Annotated in this window: 13 protein-coding genes and 2 pseudogenes; 8 read left to right on the top strand and 7 right to left on the bottom strand. The window is 43.9% G+C overall.

All coding sequences use genetic code 11. The features are described from left to right. The 3 genes and pseudogenes from L1D55_RS04715 to L1D55_RS04705 form a co-directional block, all read right to left on the bottom strand. Positions 1–507 (bottom strand): annotated as a pseudogene (locus tag L1D55_RS04715) (IS3 family transposase); the annotation flags it as partial. A gap of 7 nt (positions 508–514) precedes the next feature. Next, positions 515–1,273: pseudogene (locus L1D55_RS04710) on the bottom strand (IS3 family transposase); the annotation flags it as partial. Positions 1,274–1,437: 164 nt separating this feature from the next. Continuing rightward, complete coding sequence (locus L1D55_RS04705; protein ID WP_239916673.1) at positions 1,438–1,800, bottom strand: hypothetical protein; 363 nt, start codon at positions 1,798–1,800, stop codon at positions 1,438–1,440. Between the two features lie 562 nt (positions 1,801–2,362). Between L1D55_RS04705 and trxB the strand changes: the two genes are divergently transcribed. From trxB to L1D55_RS04680, 5 genes are all read left to right on the top strand, one after another. Then, complete coding sequence (trxB, locus tag L1D55_RS04700) at positions 2,363–3,322, top strand: thioredoxin-disulfide reductase (RefSeq protein WP_008223323.1); 960 nt, start codon at positions 2,363–2,365, stop codon at positions 3,320–3,322. A 161-nt stretch (positions 3,323–3,483) separates the two neighbouring features. Then, a complete protein-coding gene (gene cydD, locus L1D55_RS04695; RefSeq protein ID WP_215405268.1) occupies positions 3,484–5,268 on the top strand; it encodes a cysteine/glutathione ABC transporter permease/ATP-binding protein CydD in 1,785 nt (594 codons plus the stop codon). Further along, positions 5,261–6,982 carry a cysteine/glutathione ABC transporter ATP-binding protein/permease CydC gene (gene cydC / locus L1D55_RS04690; protein ID WP_116871897.1) on the top strand — a complete coding sequence of 574 codons (1,722 nt, stop codon included), beginning with the start codon at positions 5,261–5,263 and terminating at the stop codon, positions 6,980–6,982. The genes cydD and cydC overlap by 8 nt, the downstream gene beginning before the upstream one ends. 333 nt (positions 6,983–7,315) lie before the next feature. Continuing rightward, the gene (locus L1D55_RS04685; RefSeq protein WP_004740158.1) at positions 7,316–7,891 is read left to right on the top strand and encodes a nucleoside 2-deoxyribosyltransferase; all 576 of its coding nucleotides are present in this window, start codon (positions 7,316–7,318) and stop codon (positions 7,889–7,891) included. A gap of 98 nt (positions 7,892–7,989) precedes the next feature. Beyond that, positions 7,990–8,316, top strand: a complete 327-nt coding sequence (locus L1D55_RS04680; RefSeq protein WP_239916672.1) for a hypothetical protein — start codon at positions 7,990–7,992, stop codon at positions 8,314–8,316. Between the two features lie 230 nt (positions 8,317–8,546). On the opposite strand, the gene L1D55_RS04675 is transcribed toward L1D55_RS04680, so the two are convergent. Both L1D55_RS04675 and L1D55_RS04670 read right to left on the bottom strand, forming a co-directional pair. Beyond that, entirely contained in the window at positions 8,547–9,404 is an 858-nt protein-coding gene (locus L1D55_RS04675; RefSeq protein ID WP_239916671.1) for an EAL domain-containing protein, read from the bottom strand. 9 nt (positions 9,405–9,413) lie between these two features. Then, complete coding sequence (locus tag L1D55_RS04670; protein ID WP_239916670.1) at positions 9,414–9,704, bottom strand: hypothetical protein; 291 nt, start codon at positions 9,702–9,704, stop codon at positions 9,414–9,416. A gap of 260 nt (positions 9,705–9,964) precedes the next feature. Between L1D55_RS04670 and L1D55_RS04665 the strand changes: the two genes are divergently transcribed. The 3 genes from L1D55_RS04665 to L1D55_RS04655 all read left to right on the top strand — a co-directional run bounded on the left by L1D55_RS04665 (position 9,965) and on the right by L1D55_RS04655 (position 13,295). Continuing rightward, on the top strand, positions 9,965–10,870 hold the full coding sequence (locus tag L1D55_RS04665; RefSeq protein WP_239916669.1) for a winged helix-turn-helix domain-containing protein: 906 nt from the start codon (positions 9,965–9,967) through the stop codon (positions 10,868–10,870). 153 nt (positions 10,871–11,023) lie between these two features. Next, on the top strand, positions 11,024–11,641 hold the full coding sequence (locus L1D55_RS04660) for a peroxiredoxin (protein WP_061032769.1): 618 nt from the start codon (positions 11,024–11,026) through the stop codon (positions 11,639–11,641). 241 nt (positions 11,642–11,882) lie between these two features. Next, positions 11,883–13,295: a hypothetical protein gene (locus L1D55_RS04655; RefSeq protein WP_239916668.1), complete on the top strand. Its 1,413-nt coding sequence runs from the start codon at positions 11,883–11,885 to the stop codon at positions 13,293–13,295. Between the two features lie 85 nt (positions 13,296–13,380). Here the strand turns inward: L1D55_RS04655 and L1D55_RS04650 are convergent, their stop codons facing one another. Together L1D55_RS04650 and L1D55_RS04645 are read right to left on the bottom strand one after the other, a co-directional pair. Next, entirely contained in the window at positions 13,381–15,264 is a 1,884-nt protein-coding gene (locus L1D55_RS04650; RefSeq protein ID WP_128160143.1) for a methyl-accepting chemotaxis protein, read from the bottom strand. Positions 15,265–15,585: 321 nt separating this feature from the next. Then, complete coding sequence (locus L1D55_RS04645) at positions 15,586–17,157, bottom strand: BCCT family transporter (protein ID WP_239916667.1); 1,572 nt, start codon at positions 17,155–17,157, stop codon at positions 15,586–15,588. Between the last annotated feature and the right edge of the window lie 90 nt (positions 17,158–17,247).

The raw sequence follows: 17,247 nt of genomic DNA, 5'->3' as shown, positions 1-17,247 counted from the left end.
CATACTTTGCTTGAGATTATAAGCAGTTATGAGATCTCGATAATCCTTTGAGCAGTACTGACTACCTCGATCACTATGAACGATAACCTGCTCGGGGAATCCGCGACGGAACAACGCCATTGATAGCGCATCACAGACCAGCGTAGCCGTCATTCTGGTATCCATAGACCATCCAATTACTTGTCTTGAGTAAAGGTCAATAATTACCGCCAAGTACAGCCAGCCTTCGCTTGTGGCTATATAGGTGATRTCTCCAGCCCATTTTTCATTCGGAGCCGATGCGCTAAAGTTCTGAGCCAACAGGTTTGGAGCAACAGGCATTTGATGCTTGCTGTCCGTAGTGCACTTAAACTTGCGTGCAGCTTTCGGCGTTAAATCTTGACGCTTCATACTGGCAGCAATGGTTTTAACATTGTAGTTATCACCGCTCTCAGACAGTTCTTTTTGGATACGCCTTGAGCCATCTCGACCTTTGCTGTTGTCGAAAGCTTCTTTGACCTTTGTATCAAGTNTTTTCATTCGGAGCCGATGCGCTAAAGTTCTGAGCCAACAGGTTTGGAGCAACAGGCATTTGATGCTTGCTGTCCGTAGTGCACTTAAACTTGCGTGCAGCTTTCGGCGTTAAATCTTGACGCTTCATACTGGCAGCAATGGTTTTAACATTGTAGTTATCACCGCTCTCAGACAGTTCTTTTTGGATACGCCTTGAGCCATCTCGACCTTTGCTGTTGTCGAAAGCTTCTTTGACCTTTGTATCAAGTTTTTGGCGRATTGCCTCGTGTTGGATGGCCTTATGGCGATGTTTAACCCAGTAATAAAACCCACTTCGGGATACCCCGAACACCTTAGCCATACGCACAATACTGAAGCTCAGCAGGTGTTCGAGCATAAATTCATAGAAATTTACTTTAGATTTTTCGCGAAGTAGGTAGCGGCCTTTTTTACAATTTCTAGCTCTTCTGCTTGATCAGCCAACTGCCTTTTGAGCTTGGCAACCTCTGCGGCTAGTTCTTGCTCTCGCCTTTTTTACAATTTCTAGCTCTTCTGCTTGATCAGCCAACTGCCTTTTGAGCTTGGCAACCTCTGCGGCTAGTTCTTGCTCTCGCTGACTAGTACTGGTGTCTTTCTTCGAGTTCTTTCGCCACCCGTAGATTTGAGATTCATGTAAAGAAAGCTGTCTTGCTGTCGCAGCTACTCCCACTTTATCTGCTAACTTCAGGGYTTCTGCTTTAAATTCAGGGGAATGTTTAATTCTAGTTTTCTTAGTTGTCATTGTTCACCTCGTTAGTGATTGTACTCACTTAACTCAGTGTCCAAAACTGCTGGGGCGGATCATACATTCACAAATGCTATCTCTCTTTCCTAGGCAACATTCGTATGGACTAAAGCCATAATACATATAACTTTTTTAAAAAAATCATACATAATGACTACCTATTATTGGATTTTTAATGAGTATGAGTTGTACAAGCTAATCTGGCTTCTACCTTTATACTTAGTCACTCGGCCTTCAGCACATACATGCATATTTTTTAAACGATCAAGTGAGCCATGCTGCTCTTTAATCTTTGCAACATCGTCTTCCCATACAACTAGAGTTAATGATTGACGAGGATAACGTTCATCCATGTTTAGATAGAACCCTCTCTTGAAGCGAGAAACTTGCTTGATTTCGCCACACGCAATCACATCTTCTCCTTCATAAAACGGTGCATCTTTAGAATCAATTTGGGTAGAAGCTATGGCTTGAAAATTCGCGGCAATAGAGATAGAAAAAATAAATAGAATTGGTTTAAACATAAGGTGGCCACTTAGCTAAAAAGCATTGGGTTAATATTATTCCATTCTTATTTAAACTCATTGTGAGCTAGTAGCATCCATAACATACAGTGCATCATACCATTTAAAAAAGGGGCTTGCATCCGCTTTTCTCCAGTGCGACCTTACGCGCTGTTATTTTGTGGTGATTCTTAACCCAGTCATAAAACGCACTTCTATAAGGCAAGCATAAAAATAGCTTTAGATTTCAAGATACTTTTTCTTATCTGAACAGTGCGACTTAGTCATTTGAGCTAAGAGGGTTTTGTCCAATTGTGAGTTTAATAACCTTCAACAAATCTCGCGCACACTTCTTCGGATCGATTTCAAATCAACGGACGGTAAAAATGGCTAGCCGAATGCAAGCCCACTTGATGCTATGGCTTTCACTGATCTTCTAGCCACGAAAACGTTTGTCTCGATTAAGTTCTAAACTATAACGATTAATTACACTTCAGCCCTTGTTTACACTTTTATTGCCTCCATATTTTCCATACAATCCTAAGCGATTATAAATTAAAACAAATTCAATTTCGGAGTCCTCATGAGCGACGTAAAGCACTGTAATTTATTGATTCTTGGTTCTGGCCCTGCTGGCTATACAGCTGCAGTTTACGCTGCTCGTGCAAACCTAAACCCAGTTCTGGTTACTGGTATGCAGCAAGGTGGTCAGCTTACAACCACAACAGAAGTGGAAAACTGGCCGGGTGATGCTGAAGGTTTAACAGGCCCAGCACTGATGGATCGCATGAAAGAGCACGCAGAGCGCTTTGAAACAGAGATCCTGTTCGACCACATCAACGAAGTAGACCTATCAAACCGCCCTTTCCGTCTTAAAGGCGATTCTGGCGAGTACACTTGTGATGCGTTGATCATCTCAACAGGTGCATCAGCTAAGTACCTAGGTTTAGAGTCTGAAGAAGCATTCAAAGGTCGCGGCGTTTCTGCTTGTGCTACGTGTGATGGTTTCTTCTACCGCAACCAGAAAGTAGCGGTTGTTGGTGGTGGTAACACTGCTGTTGAAGAAGCACTTTACCTATCTAACATCGCGTCTGAAGTTCACCTGATTCACCGTCGCGACACGTTCCGCGCAGAAAAGATTCTAGTTAAGCGTTTAATGGACAAAGTAGAGAACGGCAACATTGTTCTTCACACTGACCGCACGCTAGACGAAGTTCTTGGCGACGATATGGGCGTAACTGGCGTTCGTATTAAAGATACTCAGTCTGACAAGACAGAAGATATCGACGTAATGGGCGCGTTCATCGCTATCGGTCACCAGCCGAACACTGAAATCTTCAAAGGCCAAGTAGATATGAAGGATGACTACATCATCGTTCAGTCTGGTCTTGAAGGTAATGCAACACAAACAAGCATCCCAGGCGTATTCGCTGCGGGCGATGTTATGGACCACAACTACCGCCAAGCGATCACTTCTGCTGGTACTGGTTGTATGGCTGCTCTGGATGCTGAGCGCTTCCTAGATGGCCTTAACGATAAGTAAATCTGAGATTGCAGATTTGATTATCGACGCTCTCGCCTTAGTAGATGCAGGGCGTCATCACATTTTGTTGTAAATCCCTAAAGCCCAGTGGTATATCCACTGGGCTTTCTTTTGTATACTAGCCGCCCTCAACGAATAATAATTATCATTAAGCCTTCATAATGGATAAGAAAAAACAACGCAGCTTGAATAAGTGGCTTAAGCAACAAAGTAAGTTAGCAAAACGCTGGCTTATGATTGCGATTAGCCTTGGCGTACTTTCAAGTGTGTTTTTAATTGCTCAAGCAGCGCTTCTCGCCTCTATTCTTCACCAGCTGATCATCGAGAACGTCGATAAGTCTGAACTGGTTGGTCATTTTGCTGGCTTGGCACTATCGGTCGTTGGCCGTGCGGGCTGTACATGGGGTCGTGAAATCGCAGGTTATCGCTGTGGTGAACAGATCCGTGTCTACATTAGGCAGCTCATTTTAGACAAGTTACGCGAACTCGGCCCTGCTTACATCAAAGGTAAGCCTGCCGGTACGTGGGCAACGCTGTTGCTAGAACAAGTTGAAGACATGCAAGACTTCTTCTCGCGTTACTTGCCACAGATGTCTTTGTCGGTACTGATTCCATTCATTATTTTGGTTGTAGTATTCCCAGTAAACTGGGCTGCCGGCCTTATCTTCTTGCTGACTGCGCCACTGGTACCGATGTTCATGGCATTGGTGGGGATGAAAGCGGCAGACGCAAACCGTAAAAACTTCAAAGCGCTTCAGCGTCTTTCAGGTCACTTTTACGACCGTTTGCAATCAATGACAACCATTCGTCTTTTCGACCGCACGAGCTCTGAAACAGAAGTGTTGAAAGGTGCATCTGAGGTGTTCAGAACGCGCACTATGGATGTATTGAAGATCGCTTTCTTGTCGTCTGCTGTGCTTGAGTTCTTCACCTCTATCTCGATTGCGATGACGGCAGTTTACTTTGGTTTCACTTACATCGGCGAGCTTAACTTCGGCCACTACGGCGTTGGCATTACGCTATTCGCTGGTCTGTTTATCCTTATCTTGGCGCCAGAGTTTTACCAACCTCTGCGTGATTTAGGTACTTTCTACCACGCGAAGCAACAAGCGGTGGGCGCAGCCGAGAGTATTGTTGAGTTCCTAGAAACCGACATCACTAAGGTTAAATCAGGTGACACTCAATTAGACCCAGCTCAAGGCATCAATATTGAAGCTCAAGATCTGAAAGTATTGAGCCCTGAAGGTGTTCAACTGGTTGGCCCTATCTCGTTCGCACTGAATACTCGCCAATCAACGGCATTAGTTGGCCCAAGTGGTGCGGGTAAGACAAGTTTGATTAATGCCATTCTTGGTTTCATGCCTTATGAAGGAAGCTTGAAAATCAATGGTATTGAACTGCGTGATTTAGACTTGGCATCTTGGCGTAAGACTATCAGCTGGGTTGGCCAAAACCCACTGTTGCTTCACGGCAGCATCCGTGACAACGTCACTCTGGGTAAGCAAGATATTACCGATCAAACAGTCCAAAACGCACTAGACCAATCTTTTGCTAGTGAGTTTGTTAATGAGCACGGCTTGGACTACATGATTTCTGATCGTTCTGGCGGCCTGTCTGTTGGTCAATCTCAACGTTTGGCGTTGGCTCGTGCAATGATCCAAGACGGCCAATTCTGGTTGCTTGATGAACCTACTGCTAGCCTAGATACTCGTAGTGAGCAGCTAGTAATGAAAGGCATCAACAGCAACATCGAAAGTCGCACTGCCCTGCTTGTGACGCACCAACTGGCGCCTCTTCAATCGGTCGATAACATTCTGGTTATGCGCGATGGTGGTCTTGTGGAGCAAGGTCATTACGCTCAGCTTTCGACTGCGGGAGGTTTATTCGAAGAGATGCTAAACGCGAACTTAGCTCAACAAGACAATAAGGGTAATTTAGATGCGTGATTTACTGCCTTACCTGAAACTCTATAAAAAGCATTGGTTTGGCCTATCGCTAGGCATGCTACTGGCTTTTGCTACTCTGTCAGCTTCTATTGGCTTGTTAACGCTATCGGGTTGGTTCATTTCAGCTTCTGCGGTTGCTGGTCTAACAATTGCACGTGAAACCTTCAACTACATGCTACCAGGTGGTGGTGTACGTGGTTTGGCTATGAGCCGTACTGCGGGTCGTTGGGGTGAACGTGTTGTAAGCCACAATGCGACATTCAAACTACTGACTGACCTACGTATCTTCTTCTTCAAGAAGCTGGCTCCGCTGATCCCAGGTCGTATTTCAAACCTGCGTGACGCTGACCTACTCAACCGCTTGGTTGCTGATGTCGACGCCATGGACCACGTTTACTTGCGCTTAGTAAGCCCTGTGACGGTTGGTGTGTTTGGTATCTTCTTCCTGACTCTGTTCTTGATGTGGTTCGATACCTCGCTAGGCCTTATCTTAGGTTCTATCCTGCTTATCATGTTGTTGATTTGGCCTGTCTTGTTCTACAAGCTGGGCAAGCGTAACGGTGGTGAGCTTACGCAAAACAAAGCGGATCTACGTGTTACTACTCTGGATTGGATTGAAGGCTACAGCGAACTGACTCTGTTTGGTGCAGAAGAGCGTTACCGTAATGCGATTCTAGAAACCCAACAGAAGCTAATGGCGAACCAGTTTGTGAACGCCAACCTAACCGGTATGGCTTCAGCAGCGTTGATGCTGTTCAACGGTTTGACACTGGTTCTTATGCTTTGGCTAGCGGCTGACGGCGTGGGTGGTAATGCACCTGATCCGTTTATTGCGCTAATGGCGTTCGCAACCATGGCAAGTTTTGAACTGTTAATGCCAATCGCAGGCGCATTCCAGCATTTAGGTCAGACTCTGTCTTCTGCACGTCGCTTGAATGAAGTGATTCTTTCAGAACCTGAAGTTCAATTCGCGGACGAGAAACTCGACATCAACAAGCCGCTTGATATTACGTTCTCAAACGTGACGTTCAACTACCCTGACTCTGAGCGCAGTGTTCTGAACGCTGTCGACCTAACGATTCCGGCAACGAACAAGGTTGCGATTGTGGGTCAAACGGGTTCAGGTAAGTCGACACTGATTCAGCTTCTAACTCGCTACTGGGATCCGAAGAAAGGTTATATCTCTATCGCGGGCATTGAACTGACACAATGGAACGAGTCACAACTGCGTGAGTCGATCAGTGTGGTAAGTCAGCGTGTCGACATCTTAAATGGCAGCCTACGCGACAACCTGTTGATTGCGAAACCAGATGCCAACGATGAGCACCTAGCTAACATCCTTAAAGACGTTGGCCTAGAAAAGCTGCTTGAGAATGATGGTCTTGATAGCTGGTTAGGTGACGGTGGTCGTCAACTGTCTGGTGGTGAGAAGCGCCGTGTTGGTATTGCACGTGCGATTCTTCATGATGCCCCTATCCTGCTTCTTGATGAGCCTACGGAAGGCCTAGATAAGCAAACTGAACAGAGCATTATGGCACTGTTTGAGAAGCATTTTGAAGGCAAGACGGTTATCTTCATTACGCACCGTTTGATCGGTCTGGAAGCGATGGATTCTATCGTTCTGATTGAACAAGGTGAGATTGTAGAGCATGGCTCTCACAAGACACTGTTGAACGAACAAGGACGCTATTTCCAACTTCGTCAGGCAATCTAGTCGCTTCATTGATGACAAAGAAACATCCAAAGCCCGAGTTCATACTCGGGCTTTTTATTGTCTATCGATTTTGCTGCATCTCAAGAGGTCCCCTTCCCATTCGACTCACCGTCACGTTCTTGCCTTAAGTGAACACAAAGCAGCCTCAAAGTGATATTCAAATCATGAGCTTAAGCAAAACTGCACTAAAGAGTCGTTTTTTAAACCATAAAGCTAAAAACACACCAAAACCACACATTAGCAAACCGTGTACTTTCGGTTATTACTTAAACAATCCAATAGATAAAAATATCAGCACAAACCCAAGCACTGTAGCTAATCAGGAGTTAAACGTTGAAACGCATTTATCTAGCAGGACCAGAAGTATTTCTAAGTGACGCTGTCTCTATCGGTGATCAAAAGAAGAAGATTTGTGAAGCTTATGGCTTCGAGGGTATTTTCCCACTCGACAATATTCTAGAGTTGAATGAACCTAGCCCTCAAGAAAATGGCTTAAAAATTGGCCGCGCGAATGAAGAGCTTATTGAGAGCTGTGATATCGTCATCGCCAACATGACACCTTTCAGAGGCGCGAGCTGCGATGTGGGTACAGCCTATGAGATGGGCTTTGGTAAAGCGCTAGGTAAAACGGTACTTGCCTACAGCAACAACTCAGATCTTTTCCTAAAAAGAAACCTAGACCAACTGCCAAATGCTAAGCAAGTCGATGAGCAAACCTATGTGGATGGCATCGGCATGACGCTAGAAAACTTTGGCTTAATTGATAACCTAATGCTAGATAACGCGGTATCAGGCCCGATAGAATTAGAGAATGTTGGCGTGTTTTATGATCAAACAGACGTGTATCGTAACCTACGTGCGTTCATCCGTTGTTTAGAACAGCTAAAGAACGACGCTAAGGCTGCGTAAATCGCTATCTAAACTGAATGACATTGATTCTCCCAGCATCCTCAAAATGCTGGGAGAATTTTTTGTAAATAGAGAGGAAAATTATGAGCGAGATTTGCATGATGTCTCTTACAAGAGACGAAGTAGCGGAACGTAAAGACTATGATGCGATCAAGGCATCATTTGATGATTTATGGTCTTCGATTAACTCAAACGAAAACGCCAACGTTAGTATTTGTACCAGTGAAGGGACTTGTCTTTTTGTGGATCGAGAACAGCAGCTTTACAACATTAAGATTGGTGTTGATCAGAAGGAAGGGTATGTATCGTGCAGAGTGAATCGAGTTGAAATTGAAGAGGTTGAGAGGTTTCTCCATGCTTATTGCACTTACAGCAAAAGCCAATTGATTCAGTTAATCCAAGAAAACAATTCAAAAAGTAATTAAGAAAGAAACTCAGAGAACGAACTGTAATCCTCTATTAGAATACTGATAGCCCTCGCCCAGCATCCAAACCGTTCAATCCAAAGTGCTTCAAATACAACTCACTCATATCGATATCACTAGCCAAAAAGCTAACCTCCCACACGAGAGGTTAGTGAACCGAAGAGTAGTAGTTCAGATAAGGGAAATCGACAAATTGATCATTTTGAGCGCGGTTTCAGTCACTCGGTGATTTAAGCGCTTTTACTCGTTATTCTGGTTTTCTTATTGAGGTAGGTGTTTAGCCTGAATGTTTCATCTGGCGTGACAACACCTTGATCTAGCATGTTTACGGGATAAGATTTAGGGAAATCTATGTGGTAACCCTGATAATAATCAGCCCCATACTGAGCCGCAGCCTTTAAGTTATCTACGTTCTCAATCCCCTCAAAAATCACCTTGATACCTTGTATCGTCGTAATGGTGTTCAGTTCTTCCAAAAGGTTGTCATCTTGAGAGCCACTCATAGCGAACTCAATCAACATATCACGGCTCACTTTTAGGAAGTTTGGCTTCACAACGGCCATGCGGCTATAACCTGCCCAGCCAGAGCCAAAGTCATCCAGTGCGAACGAAATACCTATGTTTCTGAGGTACTCAGTGCCTCTATGTAAGCTCTCTATGTCAGCTAGAGGGCAATAGTCCTCGACAATTTCCACAACGATTTGACTCAAGTCTACCTGCTCCTCCTTGATTAGCGGGAGGTATAAGCTGTTTAAGTCGTTCCCGTATGAAAAGTACTTAAAAAAGCATGGGGTAACATTGAGAAACAGCTTCAGATCACGACCATAGATGCTCGAGTTCCGAAAATTTCTCAAGTGCATAATGTTCAAGAAAAACTTAAATCTAAACTCAGACTTCTCACCGAAGTCCTCAAGAATTTTATAGAAGCGTTTAACGTTTACCTTCGCACCTTGCATCTCTACTCGGCATATCGCCTCATAGCCAAACACATTTTGGTCAGCGTCATTAATCGATTGAAAGACACTATGCACTTTAAATCCAAGAACCGACATCTCGTATCGACGGTGTTCAGAGTTCCACTCAAGCATCAGTTAGCCTCACTTGGATTGTGCTGGATTGCATAGCGGGCTAACAGAATCCATTAATATCGCTTCAGCTTCTTCCAGTTCCATTTTTTGGGCAAAGATTAGCTCTTCTGATATCAAATCCTTGATGTGGTCCACTAAGACTTGTCGATCGTCTTCTGAGATTTTCTTGCTCTGAAGGTGACATAAGCGAACCAATAAGCTGATGACATCTAAGCCTTTGGATTCAACACAAGCTACCTGTTTATATTCTTCAATGCTGCCTAAAACACGTGTAACACTTTCTTTTGATACGACTTTCATCTTCACTCCCAAAAACAAACAACGTTATTAATAATCCCTATATCTGTTGATGTTCTATCCGTGAATTATGCGTCTATCGTACTTGCGCCCAACCTAAACCACATCATTCAAAACTCACTAAAAACACACCAAATATACATTCCACACATTTTTCAAACGAACTTGATTTTTGATAGCCAAAGCGATGAAAAAAAATAGAATCGACGACAAGTTGGTCTAGGCGTAATAACAATAAAAATAATTAATTTGAGAGAAGTAGAATGATTAATGATAATTCACTTGTAATTAATGATGAGTTACATATAAACCTGAGCGATCGTTCGATAATGAATATCGAAAATAAAACCTTAATCAAATTAAGGCCAAAACCATTCCGTGTTTTACTCTATTTGCATAACCACAATGGTCGATGTGTGAGTAAAGATGAGCTTTTTAGTGAATGTTGGAATGGTGCCATTGTCTCTGATCAATCTCTAACCAATACGATCAGTACGTTAAGAAAGTCGCTCAAAACGATTGGTATTAAAAATACAAAGCTCACCACGGTGAGTAAAGCAGGCTATTTGCTTGAGAAAATATCCAATGAAGAGCTACCAGAACCCCATCTACCTACTGAAAGCCATTCACCAACTGAAACCAATGTAACTTCCGAAACCCAGGAGGATGACACAATAGCCGCTGCTGCAATAGATGGAGCAACGAGCGAAGTCTCAGTACCTGTCGAAGTAAACGATCACCAAGAGCTTCCGAATAAACCCCACGAAACTCTGGTTTATCTTAAGAAGCTATTCATGTTAATGCTGGCCATTTCCTCCTTGTCACTCATTAGAGGTTGCTATAACACAAATAATATAAACAAAAATATGACTCAGCGTTTGGTGTCCACTGAAAATATCTCATATAACCTTGTTGATCATACGGGGATGTTAGACCTTGATAGTATGGAGGGGATAATCCGAGTAAGCTCATATAAGGATTGTAGAGCCAGACATATTGATATAACAGTAACTAAAAATAGCGAAGGTGTTTTTGAGACTGACTTTTCGATAGTTTATAAGAATAAAGCCCATAACTACTTGCATTCATACAAAATAAAAAATGACAGCTCGGAAGTTAGGATATTACAAATATCCAAGATACTCAGCTTATGTAAACTCTCATTTTAAATAGGGTCTTATTCTCTTAGTCGTTGATATTTTATAATAAAATCGAACGGTGTGATTTTCATTATCTGTTGGTTTGAACAAACCGCATCTTATTTCGCTAGAGTTCGCTGCGCTTGAAACTGAGCTTAACTAATATAATTCAAGAGACTCAACATGAAAAAAACGCTAATCACGCTAGCGGCACTGATTTTAACCACAACGGCTGGTGCTGCGGACTACTTAACAACCAGTGAAACGGCTCCAACAGGGAAAGACAATACGCTGACTTTATACTACGAAACAACGTTCAACCTTGTCGGTAATAGCTTGGCTGTTGGTGATTACCTGCCTTCAGTGACATTGATGACAAACAAAAACCAACCGTACGATACCACAGCAAAAACAGACAAAGTGCGTATCTTTAGTGTACTGGCTTCGATTGACACACCAGTATGTAACCAACAAGCTCAGGATCTTTCTAACTTTGTAAAAGCAAACCCTGAACTGACAGATAACATTGAATTCATCGGCCTAAGTGCAGACACGACTTTCGCACTGGATCGATTCAAGAATGAGAAAGGTATTACAGACAACCTAACTTTGCTTTCAGATGCCAAAGACCACGTTTTTGGTTTTGAATCAGGCACACAAATCAACGAACTTGGTTTACTTGCTCGTAGCACATTCGTTGTCGATAAAGACAACAAAATCGTTCATATTCAGCGAGTTCCAGAGCTGACTATGATTCCAGATTTGGACAAAGCTGTTGAAGTAGCGAAAAAATACTTCTAATCCAGACTTCAGTAGTGGGCCATTATGCCGCCCACTACTCTCCCACCCGATTTCCCCGCCCTAGCTTATCTCGCCAAGCCAATCCATCGTCTAAACCAACCGTCCAAACCAATCGCCCGAACAAATCATTAATGCGTCATTTGTAAGTGATATCAATACATAACTTACAAAAGCTTACTCAGCGAAAATACCATTTCTTGTAACATGCGAGCTTTATTGCTTGCAGATAATTTGGTTCTCTATGATAAATAAACTCATTATTCCTACTCTTGTTGTTACAACAATGCTTACTGCGTGTGGCGGCGGAAGCGGTGGTGGTAACAATAACAGTGCTTCAAAAAACGTCATTGACGCATCTAGCGCCAACTCAGTGGTTAGCTTGGGCAACAATTTCTCGCTGCAATTCAGCGTAAAGTCGATTAAAAATGGCGCAGACAAAAACGTGAACGTTGATATTACCCAGTACGGTAATAACCTAAAATCGAGCGGCAGTTTTGCTCAAGTTCATGGTATCCCAGAGCGCAACTATAAGACTCAAAATGACGCAGACATTACGTTTAAAGTGACGGCAACAAACTCGTCTGGTAAAACGTATGATGTTGAAAACTTTAATATTTACTACGAGAACTTCAACTCAACTACAACACCAGAAAAACTTGCTGTTGCTAAAGTCGAAAACAACATCAAGAACATCGTTCTCTGGAAAAAAGCCGACACCGTAACCATCAACAAGCAATTCATCATCGATAGCACTGGCGACAAGTTTAATATCGACCAAATGAGACCGATGAACCTTTACGTACGCGTGGGTAACACTCTAAGTAACGCTATCCAATTTGTTCCCAGCTTTGCTCAAAGTGCTTCAGAGACGTTCGCTCGTGTACCAACAGGTGATTGTTCTGTTATTTCAGACACAACAGGCGACTTGCTTAACAATGGCATCAAGCAACGCAGTTGCGTAGAAGCTCATGGTTACAAGATCCCGTTACTGATCGAAGACAAAACACAAAATGACGGCACGGCTAAAGTTGCGCACGTTAAGAAGATCATGCAGTACTACCTTGATAACTTCCCAGCTGAAGTGACCAAGGCTATCTACGACAGCAAAGCTGCGATGGCGTTCTTTTACGATGATGATTGGGCTAGCAGAGGTGCGGGCGATTACTTAGATGAAAACTACCGCTTCCAAGATCTATTCGCGACTGAAACGACAGATACAACAGCAGGCGAAAACAAGCCGGGGTTAGTGACAAAAAGAGACGCTGCGTTTGAAGAGATCATTCACTTTGTACACGACTACGGTGTGATGAATTTGGCGGTACAATCACCTTCATCAAAGTGGGGGGTGATGCAAAAAGAACTCGATGAGCTGAATGAAAAAGCGATTCTTGCGGGCTCTTACTTTCCAAATGGAAAAGACTCGACAATCGTTGAAGCTGACCTAGACGCTGAGTCATACGATCAAGAATACCTAGCCTACTCTCTGTATGCTTACTACGACGTAAACTACAAAGGCTACAGCGCTCAAGAACTAAGTTCCGCGACATTCACAGAGCTTCAAAAGAACGACCCTGCGATGGTGAAGTTTATGGAGAAATACTTCCCTACTCGCGCCAATCTAAAAGCGAAGTTCCCAGGCTACCCGAACAACTAGTTCCTAGTGCCTAATTCTCCAGATAAGAGGCACAAAAAAGCCGAATGTGATAATCACATTCGGCTTTAAATTTACGCTTCAGTGCTTACAGCTTGAAGCGACTGATTTCGCTCTCTAGCTCATGAGACAGTTCAGACAGCTGAGCTGCTTGCTCTGCCGCTTGGTGTGCTTCGTCTGCTAGCTCGTTAGACACGTCACGGATTCCCTCAGTGTTACGAGTGATCTCAGACGTTACAGACGCCTGCTCTTCTGCCGCAGAAGCAATCTGTGTCGCCATGTCGCTGATACGTTCAACAGCAGCATGAATTTGCGTTAGGCTTGCAGCCGCTGAGTTTGCGTCATCAACACTGGTTTCAGCCAAAGTACGGCTGTCATTCATGATGCTAACCGCTTTGCCTGTTGTACCTTGTAGCAATTCGATAGTCTGTTGAATCTCTTGTGTTGAACCGTGTGTACGTTGGCTCAGAACACGAACTTCATCAGCAACAACCGCGAAGCCACGACCTTGCTCACCTGCACGTGCCGCTTCAATCGCTGCGTTAAGTGCAAGTAGGTTTGTCTGTTCAGCAATGCCTTGAATGTTAGACAAGATAGCGTTGATGCTATTACCGTGCTCTTCAAGCTCTAGGATTACATTAGTTGCAATCTGAACTTCTTGAGCAAGATTTTGGATTGAGCTTTGAGTCTGTGTTACTTGGCCAGTACCGTGCTCACACGCACCAACCGCTTCAGATGAATTCTGTGCCGTGTGGTCTGCGTTACCCGCGATCTCTTGTGTCGCCGCTGCCATTTCGTTAACAGCCGTTGCAACCATGTTTATTTCGTCTTGTTGCATCTGGATGCGAGCACTACGCTCTTCCGCTTGTGATGCAGTTTGGCGCGCTTGGTTACCCAATGCAGCAGACACTTCGCTTAGCTTGATCACCATTGTGTGCATGTTGCCCACAAAACGGTTGAAGTTTTGTGCAAGCTGACCAATTTCGTCGTCGCTCTTAGGCTCAAGACGCTGAGTAAGGTCACCTTCACCTGAAGCGATCTCTTCAAGTGCCGCAGAAACTCGGTTTAGGTCGCGGAATAGGAAGCTCACCAACCAAGAAACCAGTACGATCACGATAAGCGTAATCACTACAGCAGTCATAATTAGCTGAGTAAGTAGTGTTGAGTGGTTTGCTTCTTCAGTCGCTCGGTCCATCTGAACCGCGAAGATCCAGTTAGTGTTCGGTACTTTCGTGAAGTAAAGCAGCTTCTCAGCGCCACGTTCTTTAATGATCTCGATGCTACCAGTACGCACTGCGTTCTCGATGATTGGCATAGAGATGTCATTAGAAAGCTGACTTACTGGCTTCAGGCTTAGTGCTGAATCTGGGTGCGCTAGGAATGTGCCGTCAGACGCATCGATTAGCATTGCGTAAGCATTGTCACCAACATCTAGGCTGATTACGTCGTTAACCAATTGGTCGATAAGTACGTCCGCACCTACTACGCCAACAAGCTGACCATTGTGACGAACTGGTTCTGCGATGGTTACTAGTAGTGCTTTAGTGATTGCATCTTGGTAAGCCGTAGTAATGATCTGCTTACCTGCTGCATTTGCTTCTTGGTACCAAGGGCGTTGACGTGGATCGTAATCTGCACGATTACGTTCAGGGTGTGAACGGTACATACCACCTTCTGGTGTACCTAAAAAGATATCGTCAAAACCACCCGCTACGCGAGCTTGCTTTAGGAAAGGAACAACATCGCTTTCTCGTGAAAAGTCATTAAATGCTGATGCGATATCCGTGCGAATACCAATCCAGTTTTTAATACCTTCAGATGCTGCTTCTGATACGCTTTCAGCTCGTAGGTATACGCCATTACGAGTCTGTTCAAATAGTTGGTTTGCTGATAGCCAGGTCAACGCTGTTGCCATAACTATAACAGCAGATAGGCTAGCACCTATTAACTTCTGTTTTAGTGTTAGTTTCATGTCAAAGTTTCACGAGTGGTGGGAAATCCCGCGCATACTACCCAATATCAGTATTAAATTCGAGCGATTTCACAATTTAATATCGTAATATATTTTTATGTAAACCATAGTCTTAGCTTATGCCAATTAGTTGGCATGTCGCCAAAATCAAGGCGCTATTTACTATATGGTTATTACAATTTTTGTCAGCTTTAGTACGGTAAAACAGGTATGAAGATTCGACGAAAAATAGATGCAAAAAAGGCAGGTGATTCTCTCACCTGCCTTTATTCAATGTTTACGTCAAACGCCTATTAGTGCGTCTGATTGTTGCAATAAGCGTTAGCGTTTTTCTGTACGCATACCCATTAGCAAGCTCACACACATCAGTAACAGAATGATGGTGAATGGCAGTGCCGTCGAGATAGCACCAGCTTGTAGAGCTTGTACCGCTTCAGTACCACCAACCCACAACAACGCCACTGCAATCGCACCTTCAAGGAACGCCCAGAAAACACGCTGAGGAACCGGTGTATCCACTTTACCACCAGCGGTGATGCTATCGATAACCAGAGAGCCTGAGTCAGACGATGTAATGAAGAACACTAGAACCAATACCACTGCAATAATTGACAGCAACGTACCAAACGGCAGTGCATCAAACATCTGGAACATCGCTAGCGATACGTCGGTTAAGCCTTCACGGCCAAGTGTACCGATGTTATTTACGATTTGATCGATCGCCATACCACCAAATACTGACATCCAAATTACTGTCACAGTCGTTGGAACAATCAGAACTGCTGTGATGAACTCACGAACCGTACGACCTTTAGATACACGTGCGATGAACATACCTACGAATGGTGACCATGAAATCCACCAAGCCCAATAGAATACCGTCCAACCGTGCAACCATGCTTGGTCTTCACGACCGTGAGGGTTACTCAGTGGAATGATGTTCTCGATGTACGCCATTAAGGTTGTTGGGATAGAGCCGAGTGTTACTGCATAACCGATTAAAGCCACTAAAATAAGCAGTAAGAAAGCTACTAGCATGTTGATGTTACTGATAACTTTTACACCGCCATCGATACCACGAAGTACCGATACTACCGCGAGTAAAGTCACCACAGTAATCACGATAACTTGTAAGCCCAAACCAGCTTCAAGGCCAAATACGTGTTGAATACCACTTGCTGCTTGCTGTGCACCTAGACCTAGCGACGTCGCCAGACCAAATAGAGTTGCCAGTACCGCCAGAATATCAACAACGTGACCAGCCCAGCCCCATGCTCTATCACCTAGAATTGGGTAAAAGATAGAACGAATCGAAAGCGGTAGTCCCTTGTTGTAAGAGAAGAATGCTAACGAAAGAGCAACCACACCATAAATCGCCCAAGGGTGTAGACCCCAGTGATACATGGTTGCACCTAATGCTAATTTAGCTGCTTCTGGTGTGTTAGGTTCAACGCTAAGTGGTGTCTCATACCAACCGGTGTAGTAAGCCGCTGGCTCCGCCACACTCCAGAACATCAAGCCGATACCCATACCCGCTGCAAATAACATGGATAACCAAGACATGAATGAGTAGTCTGCCGTTGCATCAACACCACCAAGGCGGATTTTACCAAACGGAGAAACGATCAAGCCTAAGCAGAAGATCACAAAAATATTGCCTGACCAGATGAACAGCCAATCGAATGAATTGATGATTTGCCCTTTAACGCCATCCAGTGCTGCTTTCGCTGATGCGGTATCCGTAACCAGAACACCAATCAAAAACAGAGCAATCAAACCTGCACTAATGCCAAATACTGGGTTGTGGACATCGAAACCCCATTTTTGAACATTATCCTGACCAACAGTGTAATCGGTACTGTCGATACTGTATTTATCTATACCTTTAGTCATTATCCCTCTCTACGGAATACTACTAATATCCCTTACTTACCTGTGACCCAATCACAAACTCGACCCTACAATCCAAGTAGTACAAGCTGT

Source organism: Vibrio sp. Isolate22 (assembly GCF_022398115.1).
GTDB lineage: Bacteria > Pseudomonadota > Gammaproteobacteria > Enterobacterales > Vibrionaceae > Vibrio.
The sequence above is the reverse complement of the archived record's forward strand: the minus strand, read 5'-3'. Positions and strand labels throughout refer to the sequence as shown.

Coding starts and splice junctions, on each gene's coding strand:
- L1D55_RS04705 (WP_239916673.1), bottom strand. CDS start 1,800: ATGTTTAAACCAATTCTATTTATTTTTTCTATCTCTATTGCCGCGAAT.
- trxB (WP_008223323.1), top strand. CDS start 2,363: ATGAGCGACGTAAAGCACTGTAATTTATTGATTCTTGGTTCTGGCCCT.
- cydD (WP_215405268.1), top strand. CDS start 3,484: ATGGATAAGAAAAAACAACGCAGCTTGAATAAGTGGCTTAAGCAACAA.
- cydC (WP_116871897.1), top strand. CDS start 5,261: ATGCGTGATTTACTGCCTTACCTGAAACTCTATAAAAAGCATTGGTTT.
- L1D55_RS04680 (WP_239916672.1), top strand. CDS start 7,990: ATGATGTCTCTTACAAGAGACGAAGTAGCGGAACGTAAAGACTATGAT.
- L1D55_RS04675 (WP_239916671.1), bottom strand. CDS start 9,404: ATGCTTGAGTGGAACTCTGAACACCGTCGATACGAGATGTCGGTTCTT.
- L1D55_RS04670 (WP_239916670.1), bottom strand. CDS start 9,704: ATGAAAGTCGTATCAAAAGAAAGTGTTACACGTGTTTTAGGCAGCATT.
- L1D55_RS04665 (WP_239916669.1), top strand. CDS start 9,965: ATGATTAATGATAATTCACTTGTAATTAATGATGAGTTACATATAAAC.
- L1D55_RS04660 (WP_061032769.1), top strand. CDS start 11,024: ATGAAAAAAACGCTAATCACGCTAGCGGCACTGATTTTAACCACAACG.
- L1D55_RS04655 (WP_239916668.1), top strand. CDS start 11,883: ATGATAAATAAACTCATTATTCCTACTCTTGTTGTTACAACAATGCTT.
- L1D55_RS04650 (WP_128160143.1), bottom strand. CDS start 15,264: ATGAAACTAACACTAAAACAGAAGTTAATAGGTGCTAGCCTATCTGCT.
- L1D55_RS04645 (WP_239916667.1), bottom strand. CDS start 17,157: ATGACTAAAGGTATAGATAAATACAGTATCGACAGTACCGATTACACT.